This is a genomic window from Synechocystis sp. PCC 7509 (assembly GCF_000332075.2).
In the GTDB taxonomy this organism is placed as follows: domain Bacteria; phylum Cyanobacteriota; class Cyanobacteriia; order Cyanobacteriales; family Chroococcidiopsidaceae; genus Aliterella.
This window is the reverse complement of sequence record NZ_KI966370.1, coordinates 19,391-37,615: the sequence shown is the minus strand read 5'-3', so window position 1 is coordinate 37,615 and position 18,225 is coordinate 19,391. Positions and strand designations below refer to the sequence as shown.

15 protein-coding genes are annotated in these 18,225 nt (G+C 42.1%); 6 read left to right on the top strand and 9 right to left on the bottom strand.

Annotation, left to right across the window (positions count from 1 at the left end; translation table 11 throughout):
- Positions 1 to 15 precede the first annotated feature (15 nt).
- Entirely contained in the window at positions 16 to 2,109 is a 2,094-nt protein-coding gene (locus SYN7509_RS0224480; protein WP_009630944.1) for a hypothetical protein, read from the top strand.
- Between the two features lie 73 nt (positions 2,110 to 2,182).
- Here SYN7509_RS0224480 and SYN7509_RS0224475 read toward each other — a convergent pair whose 3' ends face one another.
- From SYN7509_RS0224475 to SYN7509_RS28020, 3 genes are all read right to left on the bottom strand, one after another.
- The gene (locus SYN7509_RS0224475) at positions 2,183 to 2,764 is read right to left on the bottom strand and encodes a Uma2 family endonuclease (RefSeq protein WP_009630945.1); all 582 of its coding nucleotides are present in this window, start codon (positions 2,762 to 2,764) and stop codon (positions 2,183 to 2,185) included.
- Positions 2,765 to 2,804: 40 nt separating this feature from the next.
- Complete coding sequence (locus tag SYN7509_RS0224470) at positions 2,805 to 3,371, bottom strand: tyrosine-type recombinase/integrase (RefSeq protein ID WP_009630946.1); 567 nt, start codon at positions 3,369 to 3,371, stop codon at positions 2,805 to 2,807.
- A 283-nt stretch (positions 3,372 to 3,654) separates the two neighbouring features.
- Positions 3,655 to 4,233: a hypothetical protein gene (locus tag SYN7509_RS28020; protein WP_009630947.1), complete on the bottom strand. Its 579-nt coding sequence runs from the start codon at positions 4,231 to 4,233 to the stop codon at positions 3,655 to 3,657.
- A gap of 546 nt (positions 4,234 to 4,779) precedes the next feature.
- Here SYN7509_RS28020 and SYN7509_RS30555 point away from each other — a divergent pair.
- The gene (locus SYN7509_RS30555) at positions 4,780 to 6,102 is read left to right on the top strand and encodes a hypothetical protein (protein WP_009630948.1); all 1,323 of its coding nucleotides are present in this window, start codon (positions 4,780 to 4,782) and stop codon (positions 6,100 to 6,102) included.
- A 219-nt stretch (positions 6,103 to 6,321) separates the two neighbouring features.
- On the opposite strand, the gene SYN7509_RS0224455 is transcribed toward SYN7509_RS30555, so the two are convergent.
- The 3 genes from SYN7509_RS0224455 to SYN7509_RS0224445 form a co-directional block, all read right to left on the bottom strand.
- Positions 6,322 to 7,749 carry a hypothetical protein gene (locus SYN7509_RS0224455; protein ID WP_009630949.1) on the bottom strand — a complete coding sequence of 476 codons (1,428 nt, stop codon included), beginning with the start codon at positions 7,747 to 7,749 and terminating at the stop codon, positions 6,322 to 6,324.
- 496 nt (positions 7,750 to 8,245) lie between these two features.
- Positions 8,246 to 8,479, bottom strand: a complete 234-nt coding sequence (locus SYN7509_RS27360) for a hypothetical protein (RefSeq protein WP_148298197.1) — start codon at positions 8,477 to 8,479, stop codon at positions 8,246 to 8,248.
- A 45-nt stretch (positions 8,480 to 8,524) separates the two neighbouring features.
- Positions 8,525 to 9,961: a hypothetical protein gene (locus tag SYN7509_RS0224445; protein ID WP_148298196.1), complete on the bottom strand. Its 1,437-nt coding sequence runs from the start codon at positions 9,959 to 9,961 to the stop codon at positions 8,525 to 8,527.
- 312 nt (positions 9,962 to 10,273) lie between these two features.
- On the opposite strand from SYN7509_RS0224445, the gene SYN7509_RS0224440 reads away from it, so the two are divergent.
- Together SYN7509_RS0224440 and SYN7509_RS0224435 are read left to right on the top strand one after the other, a co-directional pair.
- The gene (locus tag SYN7509_RS0224440) at positions 10,274 to 10,969 is read left to right on the top strand and encodes a hypothetical protein (protein ID WP_009630952.1); all 696 of its coding nucleotides are present in this window, start codon (positions 10,274 to 10,276) and stop codon (positions 10,967 to 10,969) included.
- Between the two features lie 227 nt (positions 10,970 to 11,196).
- The gene (locus tag SYN7509_RS0224435) at positions 11,197 to 11,784 is read left to right on the top strand and encodes a YdeI/OmpD-associated family protein (protein WP_009630953.1); all 588 of its coding nucleotides are present in this window, start codon (positions 11,197 to 11,199) and stop codon (positions 11,782 to 11,784) included.
- 243 nt (positions 11,785 to 12,027) lie between these two features.
- On the opposite strand, the gene SYN7509_RS27355 is transcribed toward SYN7509_RS0224435, so the two are convergent.
- Both SYN7509_RS27355 and SYN7509_RS0224420 read right to left on the bottom strand, forming a co-directional pair.
- Positions 12,028 to 13,290 carry a DUF4158 domain-containing protein gene (locus tag SYN7509_RS27355; protein ID WP_028954603.1) on the bottom strand — a complete coding sequence of 421 codons (1,263 nt, stop codon included), beginning with the start codon at positions 13,288 to 13,290 and terminating at the stop codon, positions 12,028 to 12,030.
- 59 nt (positions 13,291 to 13,349) lie between these two features.
- Positions 13,350 to 14,258, bottom strand: a complete 909-nt coding sequence (locus SYN7509_RS0224420; protein ID WP_028954602.1) for a tyrosine-type recombinase/integrase — start codon at positions 14,256 to 14,258, stop codon at positions 13,350 to 13,352.
- An 83-nt stretch (positions 14,259 to 14,341) separates the two neighbouring features.
- Here SYN7509_RS0224420 and SYN7509_RS0224415 point away from each other — a divergent pair, with 83 nt between their 5' ends.
- Positions 14,342 to 14,812 (top strand): helix-turn-helix domain-containing protein, encoded by a 471-nt coding sequence (locus SYN7509_RS0224415; RefSeq protein WP_009630928.1) that lies wholly within the window; start codon positions 14,342 to 14,344, stop codon positions 14,810 to 14,812.
- A gap of 78 nt (positions 14,813 to 14,890) precedes the next feature.
- Here SYN7509_RS0224415 and SYN7509_RS28015 read toward each other — a convergent pair whose 3' ends face one another.
- Complete coding sequence (locus SYN7509_RS28015; protein WP_051482714.1) at positions 14,891 to 17,314, bottom strand: hypothetical protein; 2,424 nt, start codon at positions 17,312 to 17,314, stop codon at positions 14,891 to 14,893.
- A gap of 260 nt (positions 17,315 to 17,574) precedes the next feature.
- Here SYN7509_RS28015 and SYN7509_RS0224405 point away from each other — a divergent pair, with 260 nt between their 5' ends.
- A complete protein-coding gene (locus SYN7509_RS0224405) occupies positions 17,575 to 17,985 on the top strand; it encodes a helix-turn-helix domain-containing protein (RefSeq protein WP_028954601.1) in 411 nt (136 codons plus the stop codon).
- The last annotated feature ends 240 nt before the right edge of the window (positions 17,986 to 18,225 follow it).

Here is an 18,225-nt window from a genome sequence, read left to right as displayed (position 1 = left end):
ATTGAGCCAAGATTTGTGAAAAAAAGTACCGCTTCATCTTTACGACAAATATTGTCAAAAGAGGCAAATGTGAGTTGGCATAGGCAGTTCATCGTGTTTGTTCTGATTTTAGTGTCTAGTTTAGCTGCTGTACTCGTATCAGATAGCTTGATAGCAACGCAGACAACTCTAGCCAATAGCTCTCTGCTTCAGCCTGCTCCTCAGCAGCCGTTAGGTAACTACGACTATTTTGGAAAATTGCTTACACAGCGAGAAGTAGATAAATTAGTTCGTAAACAAGGGATCGATCCAAAGTCCCCAGGTGCTGCTGGGAGAATTGGAGCGGTGCAAATTACGCAAGACTTACTAGATAGCGGTGAGAACATATTTTTCAACCGTAAAATCGGTGACACCTTTGGTCTTCAAGGTGTGTTAGGCTTTGGCTTGGGTGTAGCTCAAATCCAACCAGCGCTAGAAAAAGCGATTATAAACTTGCATGGTCAGCCCACAAGTAACTTACGCATTACCCTCGAACAAGATTTAAAGTTAGGTACTCGGACTTATTCTAAGGGAAGCGTTATTGATACTGGCTTCGACCTAGAGAGAGGAGCTAAATTACCCGTGGGTTTGACAAGGGATGGTAATTTCACCTGCGCCGCGTGCCATGCTGTGGTATCTAAAACAGGTAAACTCCTTAAAGGTGTACCCAACGGCGATCTAAACATTTTTTTATTAATTGCTTTATCGCCTAATACAACGGCAGGTTTTGCGCGCTTAAGCCTCAATCCTATAGACCCCCAATATCAAGGTAATGGCAAGACCATCATCGATAGTCATAATCAGCTAGTAACCCTGCCAGATCCACAAAAGTTTGAATCAGCTTTTGATAATGCAATGCTTGATGTACCTGTAGGTAACTTTGAAAGTTCACCTGATGGTATCAACAACACGACTCAAATTCCCAGCCTTTTCACCTTTAAGAATAATCCTTATTTAGCGGATGGTCAGTTTGCTATAGGCCCTTTTGCGGGACTAAGCGCGATTACTAATGCAGTTCACTCCTCAGAAATTAATCTACTAGCAGCAGCGCAATTAAGTGCTGAAACTATAGGCATAGATCCTGAAGTTTATTTAGGCATTGCCCTTCAAAATGCCGCCGATGAGCGCCTGCGCTTACAAGAAGGAGTACCAGTTAAACCTTCACAGTGGCTGCGCCAAGTGGCTCCAGATGCTTATCAAGCAGAACTTCAAGACCAGATTCCGGCTCCTGGCACGGGTACTTATCCTAATCTTCGACCAAGCCTTTTTACTTACAATGGTTTGGTCTTCAGTCCCAATACTTCAACTCAAGGCGATTCAGCTAGTGGACCTTTCTTGTTTGCAGCTAATGCTATGGCTGCCTTTCAAAACAGCCTTGTGCCACCGCCAAATCAGACTCGCCAAAACCTGGTAGCACTTAAAACTAATTCTGTCCAACGTGGTGCTAAAGTTTTTGAGCAAGCCCAATGTCTGAGTTGCCATAAGTCACCTTTCTTTACTGACAACAAGATCCACCCGATTAGTGAATTAGAAACTAACCCGGCTCGCGCTCAAAGTCGTCTTGACCTCAACAATCTACTGGTACCGCCTAAGCTGTATACCTTTAATAATCCTGTACCTGTTCCTGCTGGTGCTGAAGTAATAGATGTACCAACGGAGGGGATTGCTCCTAGCCCAACCAGTTTACCAAATGGGCTGTTCCCTGATGGTGGTTATAAAACCACCTCTTTGCTTGGACTCGATCTCAGCGCACCTTATTTGCATGATGGTGGAGTAGCCGTTAGGGCAGATAGTTTGCAGGTGGGCAGAAATGGCGTTAGTGTGACTGACCCAAGCGGTTTAGGGTTAGCTGGAACTCTTAGCCAAGGCCAGCCTGCTGATAGTACCAGCAGCTTATGGGCGCTAATAGATCGTCAACTCCGCGAACAAGTAGTTGCAGCTAATCGGGCAAGCTCGGCTTTAGTACGGAGTAACCTTGATGGCACGGGTCATAGCTTTTATGTTGACAAAGCTGCTGGTTTTACTTTTAGACAGCAGACTGACCTGATTAATTTCTTACTTTCCTTGGATGACAATCCTGGAAAATTTTAGCTCATTTAGAGAAATTGAACTTAAGTTCAACAAAACCTGTACTACCGAAGGCAAACGGTCAGAGTAACTTCCTTTATGCTGATAACACCTGCTCTGCTGTCAAAACTAACAATGGGAAAGCCCGTGAGATAATCCGTTCACCGCCTCTAAATTCAGTCCTGTGATAACGTCCATCATCTAACAGCAGGACTGAAACTAATTTATCGCGCCCATCTACAATCCAATACTCAGGAATGCCTAGACCCTGGTACTCCTCCACCTTGTCCACATAGTCATCTTTTCGGTTAGTTGATACAACCTCAACAACCATCAGAGGGACAGTTCTTAAAACTGCTGCTCCTTTTTCAGCTTTAAGTTTTGCCCAATCCTCGGACAAGAGAATACAAACGTCAGGACTACGTGAATAATCTCTGCCTGTGTTTAAAGATTTCCCGATGTATACTCCTACATCGCGTTTGGCTTGCCAAAGTAATTTCTGTTGGTTAATTTCTGCCCTAAAAACTTCTAGAAGCAAATCAATTTCATCGGAGTGGTCAGCCGTTGGCAGGGGAACCATGATCAATTTTCCATCCACAAGCTCGTAACGGTTATCTGTCCCGTCATCGTAAATTAGATACTCCTCTATAGTTAAGTTTTTGGTTGGGGATGTCGTCATAGCGATCGCTCCAGTAAGGCGCGGTGGGTACAATCAACTGTTAAAAACAAAGAGTAGCAACGGCGGATTCCAAATCTTCATCCATCACCGCTAAATACTTCTGCAAAGCCGAGAGGGTTTTATGCCCGGATATTTCCTGAATCACCTTCAATGGTACGCCAGAGCGGTGCATCTGGGTTAGGCAAGTGCGGCGGAAGCTGTGGGTACTCGCTCCCTCAATTCCCAAATCTATAAATGCTGCCCGGAGAATCTTGTCTGCCGAATCGGGGTGAATGTGTCCCAACCCGTGCCTACCTGGAAATAGATACACCTTAGACGATGAGTAGTCTTCCAGCAAGGCTTTTAGCTGTTGATTGACCGGAACCGAGCGAGTTTCTATCTTGCCCTTAGTCGTCCCTTTACGGATGGTAACGCGGGGTCTGATGCTGCCGTCAATGGCGTATACATCTTTAGTGTGCAGCGAACAAGCTTCCGCAATCCGAGTCCCGGTGTAGAGACAGACTCCAAACAAAGCGCGATCGCGTGGCAATTTCAACCCAGTGGTGAAAATTCTTGATAGCTCCAATGGTGATAGAATTTTAGCTTGGTCGTGACGGTCTATTTTCATATTCTTCAGGTTACACCGGAATAGAGCATTTTGTCGGTGTAACGGCTAAAACCCTTGTTTCTGCGTAAGGGAATGATTGTTAAAACCAACGGTTAATCAAAGCTTATCAATCCCTTGACGAGAGAATGAGGGTTTGGGGCATTTAGATGATGTTTGCTTATACCTGTTTTATCGTTACAACAAGCGGCTATAATTAGCGACGGTTGTTTTTATCTACTTAACGCAGCATTGCGAGGGCGGATAAATGCAGTACCGGAGGGTTTTGTTTTCCAGCCCACAGCACTTAACTATGACCTTGTGCGACTACACCCTTAATAGTGGCATCTAATAAATCTAAGTCTGCGGTGGGGTAAGCACTTGCTTGAGTGCCGCGAAAGGGTTGCTTCTTGGGGATTTGTCCGTGCCGTTCTTTGTAGGATTCATTTGCCCACATCTCGATTTTCATCCTTTGGTTGGCACTGATTTCTAATCCTAAATGTTTAACTCGTTGCTGAATAAACCAAAACTCCGGTTCTTTTTTGGCGATCGCTGCCTTCTTATTGCTACGGGGTAATTGAGTAGCGGTTTCTAAACCTTCTAAAAATGCCACCTTCTCAGACAAAGCCGTGACCAGACTATGCAGCGAATCGAGGCGAGTAGCTAAATACGCATCCACGCTGGCTCTAACTTGCTGATCAAAACGCTTATCTAATGGGTTTACGTCCAGGTTATCAAGAGAGCCATCCAGGTAAAGTTGGATGAAGCTAGTAAGTGTAGCGGTCGCGGTTGTGCCTTGCTCCTGACAGCGATGCCTAAATTCTAGCCACAGATTCTCATCGCAGTTGAAGGAGGCTAATTTCTTGCTCCGCCCTGTATTACTCATGTCTTGGTATTACCTAGATAAGTATTAGATAAAGTGTAAAACTGTAATTTGGGCAGTGTCAAGGTAGTATCTAGGTAACAACAGGGTAAATGAGGAAGTAATTGCATACTTTGCTGCACCCTTTGTCATAGCATTGCGCTTCGGCTGTCACAGTGCTGTCATACTTACGATTTAAGCTGTTGATATGAGCAGGGACAATGCTTGCAATGCTTGCTCCTCACACCTGATTCAACTATTGCCCTCCTCAACGCCATGCCGCGTAGGAGGGTATTTTATTGATTCAGTTTTTGTTGTCTGCTAACTGGGGTACGATTGCACGAAGCGATGGGTTAAGAGTGATGCCCTGCCAAGATGCCTCCCATCGACATCCTTACCTCAAAAACGAAGCAACTTTATCCCTAGCTGATTGAAAACCTAATTCTATAGGAATACTTAAAACAAGATCCCGTACTGAAAGTTATTGGTGTTCCTAACAATGCCTTAATAGCAAAGGTCAAGGTGTAGAATTATCTTAATTAGTTCTAGCAATTTAAACTAATCATTTTTATGATTGAATGGCAGCCCGAACCAAAAAGAATTACCCAAAAAATTCCTAATCAGCACGTTTTTCTTTATCAAGGTTTTGCTGAACTGATTAATAATGAACAAGTTATTGAAGGTAAAGTTTTTGTCAAAATAGATTGGCATCCATTCCCTAACATTAATTTTAAGTTTCTCTATCATGGTGAGGACAGAACTGACTTGGATAATCAAGACAATCTCCAGTTAAAGCTAACTGAGCTAGTCCCACAACGCCGTTTGAAAGCCCACATATCTTATGGTCAATATCGGGGCAATAAAAAGAATCAACTTTTGGGGCATTTAACTGAGCAATTTATTCAAGGAACAACGGATAACTTATCTTCAGTAGTTTTCCATATTACTAATTTTTGGGGTTTTAATATTTCTAATGACTTTGGCTATGAAGAAGATGAGCATGGCAATGAAATAGAAATAGAACGAGAAAGCTGGTTATCATTTGATGGTCAGTTTATATTTGATCACGATCCTTGGCACATTGTTTTATCAACTTTAGATAATTGTCATGACTTAGAAGAATTGCTGACGTTTGAAGGTGGCTATGGTGTTACCCATATTTGCAAAATAAAGCGTTTAGATAATGCTACATTTACTCTAGAACAAGCTTATCAAATAATTGAAGCCTTTATTTATTATTTATCATTTGTAAGAGGTATTTGGATAGCACCCCTTTTAGTATCTGGTTTTGACAGTGAAGGCAATCAATTATTAGAAGAATGGCGTAATCCTATTATTCAAGGCGATTCATGGCAACATGGATATCACTGGTTTGATGTTGACTCAAGCACAGAAATCATTGCACCGTTCATTGGTTTTATGAAAAAGTGGCAAGAACAAAAGTGGAAAGAGGTTATTCAAAATGCTATTCAGTGGTATATCGAAAGCTTAAAACATTCTAATGGACAGAATAGCTCTATTATTTTGTTACAAGCAGCTTTAGAAAAAACAGCTTGGACATTCCTGACAGTTAACGAATGTGTCACTTCTGATGGATTTAACGGACTGAAGGCATCTGGACAAATTAAACTTTTACTTAAATTTCTTAATATTCCTCTAGAGCCGCTAGACCAATACACAGAAATACACAAAAAAGCTAAGGAACTTAATTGGAAAGATAGTATAGCCGCAATAACTGAAATTAGAAATGCTATTGTACATCCCCAAGTTAAGACTTCTAATAAATCGCAATTTCCATCTGAAAAAGTAACGCAGGAGGCATTTCAAATTAGTCATACATACTTATTTAAATGCTTACTAAAGCTCTTTGATTATCCATATTCTATAGATTAAAATAAATGCCCATTCCATGACTAAATCGACAACTTTCAATACACCCTAGAATCCATCCTTAAACAATTAATTGAGGAGAACCAACACATCCTCGACATCTCCTCGACATCGCCACCGGATTCTTCAAGATTGAAGCATGGCTGCGCCATGAGAACTGCCGACTACCGCCTCATCTTCAGGCAAGTTGAGGGTAGTTAATGAGATTTTACAAATTCATCATTATTTATCCCAAATAATTTTTCGCATATTATCAACTTTACTCTTGAATTCTGATTGCTCTCTAAGCCTAAACAATGGACCTTTATAATATTCAATTTCATTTATTAGTTCTTTAACTGCTGGAGCAGAGACTTTAGTTTTCATTATTTGTAAAAGCTCACGATATTTCTTCTGACATAAAGCCTGTTGCAGCTTAGTAGCAATAGTTGTGTGATTGAAAGACAAAACGGCTATAACTGCTTCAGTTGTGTTGAATCTTTCAACAAGAGATAGATAGATAGCTTCAGCGTTAGTAGACACTCCGTTTCCATTAGTTAAAAAAACTTCTACCAAACCCAAAACATACTTTTGACGTATCGAAAGTGGAACTTCGCCTCTATCATTAATAAGTGCATTTAGCGCTTTTGAAAATGGTGGCTCATTAGAGAAATTATCCCATCCCCTATGAGCATTTATTAAGTTATCTAGAGCAGTATCTATCTCCACTGTTAAAAGAGTTTCAGGAATATACGATTTCCCAGATACTAACTCCAAAAACTCAAGAGCAAGTCTTGCTTCTGCTTGATCATTATTTGCAATAAACCTACCATACTTAACACCAAACTGTTGACGTGTTTGCTCATCCACTCTATCCCATAGATAAGGTATTACTCTATGAACGTTTTGTTTTGTCTGTGATGTCGTATCTATTCGGGTGTAGATACCAAATAATCCGGATGCGAAGTTATTCGTTTGCTCTGGAGTAAGTTCAAGAAAAAATGCAGCTATTTTTCTAGCTTCTTCTTCCAGGAGAATATTCTTTTTTATATTTGTAAGAAATTTTTGTATTGCTATTGTTCCATTAGATAAAGGTAAAGATATAACTTCGATAATACAGATTTCTAGCCAAGCTATAAGTTGCAAACCAGTAATTTTATTTTGATTTGGATGGGCAGCACTCACCCAATTTCGCATAAATCTAATATTGTTTAAGTTGTTATATCCAATATCTGAAATCAAAGCAATTGTCTTCGCACCCTCAATTAACTCACTGTCATTAATTTTATGTAAATCTGTCTCATCCTTAAGATTTTTGCGTTTTTCAGGGCTGTTTACGGCGTTGTCATAGAAAAAGCTAATATCGTATGTTGAAACACGCTTTCTTAATTCTAAAATTGTTTCATCCCATAAATAATTCAAAGCAGCATCGAACAAGCCTGATGCTACTGCGGCTACGAATTTCGATATGTATATAGAATGCGGTTTCTGTTGGTCATTTATCCTTGAGAGTACATCGACAAGGTTTCTAAAAATAGTGAGTCGCTCATTTACTGGTACTAATACAGCTTCAGTTGGCAACCCTTGTTCCGCTAAGAATCTCAACACGCTTAACTCAAAACTACTCAACTCTTTACTATAATTCTGTGGTGTTATATCAGATGATTCCATTGTTTATACCTTTATTAGTTTTTCCTAGTTTTTTTTTGGAGTTAAATAACGATAAAGCTGACTCTTCCCTAAGTTCAATGTTTCGACAATAATAGCCAAGCGCTTACGAGGACTTGCAAGATTGTAGAAGACCACAACGACAGAAGTTGATGCGGTCGTATATTCAACAGATACTAACTTTTAAGCATCCAATACTTGCAGAAATCAACACGGATATAGAACCTAGCCGCTATTATGAGTAACTACCTCTGACTAATAATTTTTTAAAGTCTTATCTATAATTCCCAAAATTTTATGCTAAGTAACAGGCACAAATGAAGGTTGTGTTGCAAAAACTGGTGAGGTCTGGAAAAAATAACATTTATACTTACTGCCAAGCTCCGACTTGGTTTTTTTTTGTATAAACCCTAGGCATCGTTCTAAGAACTTATCTAAAAGAATTTCCACAACGCCTCCTTCAATGAGACGTGAACGGCACTCACTCAGAACGGAAAAGTCAAATCCCAGCGATAACTCCTTGTAAAAGGGAAATTATTTTGTCGATGTCATGGGTCAGAAAATGTTCGGCTTTGCAAAGAAAATCACAGCCATACATCCGAGCAACATTGATGACGATAGTGCGGATGAATGACCAGTTGGTAGCAGTGTTGTATTCTTTAAAAGGAGTTGCATCTTCACCAAAAATAACAGTTCCAAACACTCCATAAAATCGCCTTAATTGTGTTTTCACGTCCGGTCATCAACTCGAACAAGCTAGATTTATCAAAGGGGTTGCTCAAGAGGTAGCCCAAGGAACAAGTTCTGTCTCGCCATTGTAGCGAAGTCTTGGAAGGCGACTGGCGTAGATCCCTTGATAATCAAAGATACAAAGTAATACTAGCTCAAGATACCACAGACCCAAATTACAAGCTTCATGTTTCACTAAGGAAAAATTTTCAAAGTTATATTCTTTCTTAGGATGAACAATGTCATTGCGTATTCGAGTAAATACATAGGCTCCGTCTTGCTCTGCCTCTTCAAAGAACTGCTTAAATTTCTGTAGTTCTTCTAAAAGAGTCAATGGCGATCTAAATGCGTCAGCAAAAGTAGGAGGTGGGTTATGAGTTTTATCAGGAGGTATGTTCAGAGAAATTCCGCATTCTTCAAGTAATGCTTTTAATTTCTTAGAAGCTGTACCTTTGGTATGCCCTTGTTTGTAGGCAATCAATTCTAAAGCGACTTGTACCAAGATAATTTGTTGTTCTACTACTAAACTGGCATTAGCTTCTAAATACCAATAGAGAGCTATTTTCTCTGAATCTTCCCAATCGCGCCACCAACGTAAAAAGCCAGGAAATACATCCGCAAGCCTCCCTGCATCTTGGGTGGGAAACCATGAATTGACTCCTCGCCAAGAATGCCCGATTGATGAAGCCCAATATTTCCACGTTTGATTGCCCACTGCATCAAAACCCAAGAGAAGAATTAAAGGTACTCTGAACCCTCTGGCAAAAGATAGAAAAGCAACAAAACTGTCTAAGAAGGCTCTAGCCTCACTTCCTGAAAATATTCCTCCATCAGACTTTTCTAATTTCCCTACGTGCGTTACTGCAAATCCACCTTGAGAAGTCAACAATTCTTCATAACTTTCACTTTCAGCAGGTTTAAGTTGATCTATAGTTAGCTTCCAGTTTTCTGCTTCCAAAACAATTCTGTTGCGGTTAGATGATCCATCTGAATCCTGAATTGTGGTGTAAGACCCCATAAAGTTATGAAAGTTGGCTACATGGAATAATAAGTAAGCTAAGTCTTCGTTTGAGCCTTGAATGAGTGGCTCTTTCATTATTCCTGAAATTAGATTTTCACGGTCTTGGGAGTGGAATCTCGAAACACTCACTTTTACTGAGGTTTCTAGTTCTACAAGGGTTAGCGAACAATCAACTGAAACATTTATCCAACAACTTGCTGACTCATTATTCAATAATTCAAACTTGACACATGGGTATGGAAACCATATAAACTCTACGCTTCCATGCCCATACATTTCAACTGTGCGTTGATTGATTTCCTGAGTGATTTGTAAATGTCCTGTATACAGCAGAATAGGTTGGTTCGGATCAGGAGTAGCGTAAACAGGTCTTAGGGCGGGAGGCGAACTGTCTGTATATTCCAACCAATATCGATCTTCGGGCGATGGTGTTGTATCAGATTCCATATTGAACGGAGCGCTCATCTGGTTGATGTTAACCTTTATACTATTCCCCGGAACACTGTGATCGCTAACAGAATGCGTAGATAAATTTGTTGTCTAGTTCTAATGCCAGAATTTCCATAGGTATTACACTCAACTAGCCGAGGATATTTCTGTTATTTCAGGCACTCTGAGATCCCGCGAAAGCGCTAGTATTTAAAGAAGACTGACCCCACAGCCGTTAAAGGTGAGAACGCTGACTTGCAGCATAGAGTGGCTGACTTAGGGCGTAAGCTAACAGGACTAGGGCGGTTAGTAGGTTAGTGATTAAAAGCTTCATCTCTAAATATATTTATGGCAAATATTGTAAATTTTTTCCTAAACAGCCTCAGTACACTTTGGTTTGCTTTAATAAGCGATCCACTCAGATCGATAACTGCATTCGCTGCAATTATTGGAGCCTTCGCTTCAGTTGGTGGACTAATTATTAACTGGAAAAATTTTACTAAGGGCGCTACAAAGTTAGATTTGATTGTTAAACGTGCCAATGATGGTCCTCTTATACTTCAACACCCTTGGGAAGAATATCTAAAATTTGAAGTCTACAATCAGGGAACAACTTCTGTTGTTATCAATGAAATAGGTATTACAGTCTCTAGAGGGCTATGGAGAAAAAAACAGTTTGTTAATCTTGTTGGTTTACCTCACGCAGATATGGATATCAGAAATCAAAATAATGCACTAGGAGTTATTAGATATGAGGGATTACCTGGCAGCATACCACCCAAATCATTAGGTTTATTTCTGCTACATTACTCTGGCATGAAAACTGCATACCGCAATTACCAAAAGCAGGAAATTCCTGCCGACAATTTACGTTTTGTTGGCAGCCAAAGGCTTAAAAAAACTTGCGAAGAGTTCCAAAAGCTTGAGGACCGTCAAGGTAAGAGTGTTCAGATAATTCCATATGTTATAACTGGCTCTGGGGAGCGCTTTGTTGGTAGAAAAAGTTGTGCCAAGCTTGGAACTTTAGGGGATGCAGTTGGATAAAAAACAGCTTTTTGGTAAAATAACAAGTTGTTGCATTGACTCCAGGTGTCGGTACTTAGCGCTGGGTACATTTGCTGACTGCATGGAAGCTAGACAAACAGAGCAGTAGAGTTGGTAGTTTTGCAGTGGTTCAACAGAAACGTTGATCTGCCTAGTTTATTGATGGGGAAGGTATATTGAGGTTATCTGTTTGTATTTATTGTTAATACTGCTTGTTATCTTCTGCGATGCCGAAATTTGAGGAACAATTAGAAACTGTTTATGCTAAAGATCGCCAAGTATGGCGGGAATGGTTAGAAAAGAATCATCGCATTTTGCCTGGTATCTGGTTGATTTACTACAAAGTTAAAAGCGGCAAACCGAGTGTCCGATATAGCGAAGCAGTCAAAGAAGCCTTATGTTTTGGTTGGATTGATAGTAAGGTAAAATCTTTAGACGAAGACTGTTATATGCAAATCTTTACACCTCGAAAGCCAAAAAGTGTATGGTCAAAATTAAATAAGCAATATATTGAAGAACTGATAGAACAAGGGTTGATGACGGCGGTAGGTCTAGCAAAGATTAATGCAGCAAAACAAGATTGCTCGTGGACTATTTTAGATGCAATCGAAGCGTTAATAATTCCGCCAGACTTAAAGCAGGCATTAGAAGCAAACGAGACTGCCAACCAGAATTTTGATGCGTTTAATAATTCATTGAAGAAGAATATTCTCTTTTGGATTGATAGTGCGAAACGTCCAGAAACGAGGTTAAATAGAATTGAGAAAACTGTAAGTTCAGTAGTGCATAATAAAAATCCTTTAACACAGGGATGACACTTAAGCGCCTAGGCTCGGCGTTTACAAATCAAGCGAGAGATTTACTAATTATTAGGGGAGCGACAAACCAACAACAACTAACAGAGCCTTCGACTTGGAGTTATTTGTATAAACCCTAGATTTGGGTAATTAAGGATTTTAACCTAGAATGGGACTTTACTCTTGTATTAGCGCATAACCAATGAGAGCTATGGGTTTGGGAAAGTATCATTACTCTTTAAAGCATTTAAGGATTGCTTTTTAAGATATAAAAAGAGACACAATATGGGTGAGTCTCAAAAAGTAGAGTTTTTGAGATGTATTTTGCAAGTGAAAAGCTTTGCTAGGAAGAATTACAAGGAGGTAACACCAAACCTCTTTTTTTACTAATCCCCCTTTCCGAGGGTTCTTACAAAAAAAACCAGACTGGACTCGCTCGCCCAAGAGCGCTGTATCGCTTTCTCCTGCTGATGTCTGTAAAATTTCAGCTAGGACTCCCAGCATCGATTCCGTCTGAGCTAAATGTTGCTCGCGTAACTCTACTAGCTTGTCTTTGGCGCAGGAGTGCATTTTCTGCACTCGCTTGAGAAACATTTCCACCAAATGGTCACGAGTTTTAACTTGGACGCGATAAAGCAGACAAACTAATAGAGCGCGACGTTTGGTTAGTTTCAACTCCCGCAAGTCCGTCAGAGACAAGGCTTTGGCTTGAGCTGCAAAAGATTTAACTTTAGCGGGTGCGATGGTAACGAGCAACTGGCGAACATCCCCACAGGTGAGCATCTGCTCGAATTTAGTTTGTAATGCTTGAACGTGAGACAGGCGCGCACTTTTTGGTGGCGATCTCAATAAACTGAAGGTTAATCCTGATTCGGGTAAAGTAGCTACCAAATCATCTACAAATGCTTGCTGGGCAGAAGTCATAGCGGTAGCGACCCGACCAAACAGGCGGTTATTAACAACGGTACGAATATGACCGACTAAACGATCTAAGGTACTAAAAGCTGGTAATTCATACCTTTCTTTGACCAATTCTTCGACTGCGACATTGATTAAATCAGCAGGATACTCCATCACCTCAGCCGCTTGCGAGATAACCGTAGCAATGGCAGTTTGAGCCTTACGGTCGTATGGATTAACGCCCAAGTAAGCCCGAATTGCCTCAGCATAGTAGTAGCGCGAACGTTCGGGCGGGATGGCACAGACATTGGCACTGAGATTCAAACAAGACCGAATAGGAAGGGCAACCGTTGGTGGGACTGCTTCCGACGGTGGGAAATAACCCAACCTCTGGAATGATTTGAGCATCACTAACAAGCGCAGCAGCCCGCGTTTACTTTTAACCTGTGTTTGGGCAAATGCTAGCTCCGATGCTGATGGAGTATAAAGTTCAGTCAGTTCCTTGACGGTTGCCTGAGATTTGAATCGAGGATAAGCCGTGCGTTCGATAGCGGTCATAAAGCCGTTGGGAATTCCAGATCGATCTGGCTTTTGCTCAGTTGTCCAAGGCAGAGTATAAGCCATACTCTGTCAATTTATGACAGATACCAATCAAACAGTATTTTAAGTAAATTTATTAACAACTAAATTTGACTATTTTCTGCTCCTTGTAGCAATCGATCTAAAGCTGCTTGAGCGACAATCTCGGCTCGTTCGGAAGTAACTTTTTGGTAGCGTAATGTGGTCGCAATGTTAGTATGTCCCATCAAAGCACGTAGCTCCTCGATGCCCATTAAGCCAACTCGTTCGGTGGCAAAGGTGTGCCTGAGATCGTGCATCCTAATCCCATCGAGTTCTGGTGCGCTCTCAATCAAGTTTGTCCAGTCTCGATGTGCTGTTCGATAACTCAGGCGGGTAACTAATTTGGTTACGGGTTTTTGGGCAGTAAATAGGGCATCCGATTCTGGGTGACGGTAGTATTTTAGATATTTCTCTAATGCTGTTGCTGCATCTTCACTGTAGAAACACCACCGGATTTTATTACCTTTCCCAATCACCTGAAATTTGCGCATCTTTAGATTGAGGTCTGATAAGTTTAGTGCTAAGACCTCGGCAATTCTGGCACCAGTGCGATGCAGCAAGTACACCAGAGCTTTCATCCGACTGTGACGGTCGATTACTTGGTAAAGTGTGGTGATTTGGGATAGGGATAGATACCGAATCACTCGATCTGAAAAATGCTCTCCCCTTTCAGGGTTGGGTTTGCGTCGTTGAAGTCGGGTGATAGGGTTAACTTTCAAGTAACCTTGCTCTACGGCGAAGTTGAATAGAGCTTGTAAGATTGCTTGATGTCGTTGATGAGTCGTGTAAGCTAGATGGGGTAAGCTGTCGAGGTAATCGGCTAATGCCCTACGGCTCAAGATTTCAATTGGATAACTGCCGTATTCTCCCAGTAGCGGCATGAGACTTAGTTCGTAGGATTGAACGGTGCTTCGAGCGAGTCCTGGACGCTCCAAGAATTCAGTAGCGACTGTAGCTAGTGGGATAGACAATTTATCAGTTAGTTTACCTAGTAAAGTTGAATAATACTTTCCATAGTATAGTTCTGAGTTAACATATTTTAAAACACCGTTTTGTGAATATTCTTCAAAGTAGTAAATCGCCCAACGCTAATGAGACGGTAGGTGATTATGTCAAACGAATGCGATTAATGCTCGGTTTGAACCAGAAGGAACTGGCAGCTATCGCAGGGATTCACTTGCAGAGCGTGGGAAAAATCGAACGCGGGTTGACAACTAAACTGAGTTCTCACAGTAAAAGTGGTTTGGCAAATGCGCTGCAAGTTCCGGTGGAATATTTAGAGGCGGTCTGTCGTGGCACTCCGATTGTGGCTGTCTCTCAACTCAAATTCTGTGCGCCGTGCTGGACTCCTGGAACGCCGCCAGATCCTCTCTGGATGGAGGTGAGGGCTAAATACTGCTTTTTGTGTGGTTCTGCGCTCCGAGAGCGCTGTAGCTATTGCCAAGAGAGGATTACTTCTCTCAAGCATCGGTTCTGTCCTTTTTGTGGGACTGCTTCCAAGGCTGAAGCTAATTTTCAAAGCTAGTCTAGGCAAAGCTTAGAGGGCTATCTTGCAGGTTTTTACACGTATCCTGTAGCAATCCCTATCCCGGCTGTACCCCAGCTAGAGCGGACGAATCTGTCCCAAAAAGCGATACATATGCCCATCGGCATCAAACAGCGTGAACATTCGCTCAATGCCGATTAGATTGGCGACAGCGATGCAACTGTGGACGAAGTAGCCAGTTAACCACTTGCCTGCGCTTGTCAGGATTTCGACTGGCTGAAGCTTGCGATTAATTGGCGGATTTAGCCAGTCGAATGGCGGTGTGGTAGGCGATGGCTTTGTGGGCGGTTCCCCAACTAATGCAGTAGCAGATGATGAATCACGCTCTGAACTATCGGCAGTTGGTAATTGATGGGGTGCTGACTCGGTGGAGTTAAGTGTAGTAGCCACGTCCGGTGGTTCTAAGGCAAGATTTCCTGATGAAGAGTTGGCAGGAGAAAAAGCTTCCAGCAATGCTCCAGGAGTGGCGAAAGCCCACTCCCATGCCTCAGACATCAGCGATGGTTCGCCCGACTGCCAGTAAAACTGCATTTTGGCAATTTGCTCTTTATAGGCTCGCTCACTCCCAGTAATCATTCGACCAGTAATCAGCGCTTCCCGCTTCACTGTTTTTTGAGCGTGGCAGATTGCCTGCAACCTAAGCTTAGTTATTCGCTCAAAGTCGGTGGTTTCAATCCTAGGAGCATAAGCAGTCCCCAATGATAAGGGTTGCTTATACTCAAAATCGACCGCGCCGAAATTTAAAGATGATTTGGAATTCTTATATATCTCGGTTGGAAAGAGGTTTAAAGAATTTGAAGATAATTTCAAGTTGTACGTTGTGGTTGGAAAGAGGTTTAAAGAATTTGAAGATAATTTCAAGTTGTACGTTGTGGTTTGAGGAAAGTTTAAGGAGTTTAATTCTGATTTGGAATTGTTATCTGTCGTAGTTTGAGAAAGGTTTGAAAAATTTAATTCTGATTCGGAATTTAGAGCAGAGGACTGCGCCTGTGGCGCATACTCTGCCGCAGATAAAGCCAAAACCTTCATATAGCTCTTTTGAGTGTAATTTTCTCCTGTTCCCTGTCGTAGTGGGGTTTGTAGCGATTTTGGTTCTAGAGTCAGAGCGGGGATTTGCTCAATTTCTAGCTGGGTAGAAATTGCTGAAGTTGGCTCTGGAGTTGTTATTACACCCAATTTGACGTGGTGTTTGGGATGCCATAGGGGTAAATAAGTTTGCTTATGCAGGGTGGTCTGGCTGACCCCGATGCCATGCAGGGCAATGGATGCGCTGATGATCGCTGTTGAACGAGCGGTGGCTGCTGCTGGTAGCGTGCCTTTTTCTTCTAGATACGCTACTACTTGCCGGATTCGCTCTTGGGTTTGTTGATGTCGTTGGGCGTTGGCTCGATTGGGAAAGTCAACTATGTTGTTAGCGGCGTTGTTAGTTGGGTTTGGGTCAAAGGTCTGTTTGTATGGATTGTTTCTATTTGGGTAGGAACAGTACGGGCTATAGTAAGTTTCTGCTGCCTTAGACCAGTCGATGGCTCGCTGCCTCGTTTCGTGCTGGTGGGAGCAAAATTGCTGGTATCCTGGGGCGTTAATTGCGGTGGCGACTACGTGATCTACTAAAGCTTGACCTTTCAAGGCTAGCCAGACTACTCCATAGGTAGCAAAGTCTTTTAGCAGTTCGTTGGTTTGACTTTTACCCGTCCAGCCTTGGATGCTGCGGTTTTCTAAATGGCTCTTCCACTCTTGGGCGCGGTTGGATATGCTGGGGGTGTAGGTTCGGCTTTGACGCTGGTAGGATTTGGAAATGGCGGCTGCGAGTTCGGTTAAGTCTTGACAGGCTGCTGCGGTATCAGCTAGGTCGAGAAACCAAGCTAGGTTGTTAGTTAGTGGTTCAAAATCGTCGTCTAGCAACACTGAGCCGACTTGGAGCGGTAGTCGGTGGGCGTTGTAGTTGGAGGGAAAATTTTTTGCATAAGCTTTGACGTTGGGGAAACTTTCTATTTCTCCTGGTTGGAGCAATACCCCGGCTTCAATGAGGGCAAAACGGATTGCACAAGCTAGTTTGAAGGTGGGTATCGGCTCTGGCAAGAAGAAATAAATGTGGATGCCACCACTGTCGCTGGATTGGATTACTAGGGGTCGGCATAAGCCAATTCCTTCGCAAATCTCTAGGATGGATTTGAATTGTTTGAGGTCGTTTAAAAAATGATATCGGCTGCCTCTATCTATATCTAGTAGAGCGTAGCGGGTTTCTTTGCCGAATCGCAGTCCTAGTAAGTGCGAAGAATCGCAATAGGTATCCCATAGGTTACGGGGCTGGAGCGGGTAGGCGCTCTCGGTCTTCCAGGTGGGTCTTTCCCCTGGCTCTGGTACTGGAGCGATTATAAATTTCCAAGGATGATTAAAGATTTGACAGAATCGCGCTCCGATGGGGTCTGCTGGCAGTGGTGGCAGCTTACCTTGAGGAGCGACAGCAGAAACCGCTGCCATAAAAGCCTCCTACGCTTGTAGAACTTGCGTGGAGTAGGTTTAAGCATCTGTCTTCCAGAAATAGGTATGTACAGTTAAAATATAGTGGCGGGCGAAACCCTACACTTGTATTTAACTGGACATCAGCTCAGTGTTTTGGTCGCCAAACTTTACGCACTGGCTGATGATGTATTACTGTAGTGGCAGTGGCTCTAGCCCGTTCCACCATTTAACTCAATACCCTATAAGTATTTAGCAATTAATTATAGAGTATTTTTATCATGAAATTCGTTTTACAGCTAAAACCAGAAGATTGTTCGCCTCTAGGACAACTGATCCTCCAGTATATGGAGGATCATGAGTTGAGCATGAACAAACTGGCGAAGCAAACTGGAATCACTCAGCCAGGGTTAAGGGCGGCTTGTCTTAAAGGTACAAACCCCACTGAGAGTACCTTGCAAAAATTGTCAACAGTCATAGGTGTACATCATGTGCAGCTCTATCTTCTGGCTTATGAGGACAGAATACAGGCTGGTATCCCTAATGAGAAAACTGACACTATTACTTATATACGCCAAGCTTTCGTGGACATTTTCAAGGCTTTGAGTGATGGAGTAAGTGGTTTACCTGAAGACATGAGACCTTCCGACTCCCACTTGGTGGATACTAACTATAGACAATCAAGCAGATGAATGGGTCTATTTCCCATCGGAACTGAGCCTTATCCTAGAGGGAAAACTCTATAATTTTCTGCGTGACGAAATTACCATCTAGCATTGCACTACAGACTTTTTGAGGCAATAGACAAATCATCAGCCAGGTTTCTGCGAAATAGGGATTGAGCCGAGATACGTGTAAAAAGGTGCCACTTCGTTTAAAAGCTTTACTAGATATAGCTTTCGGATATTTCAATAGGGAGAAGAATTGCTCCT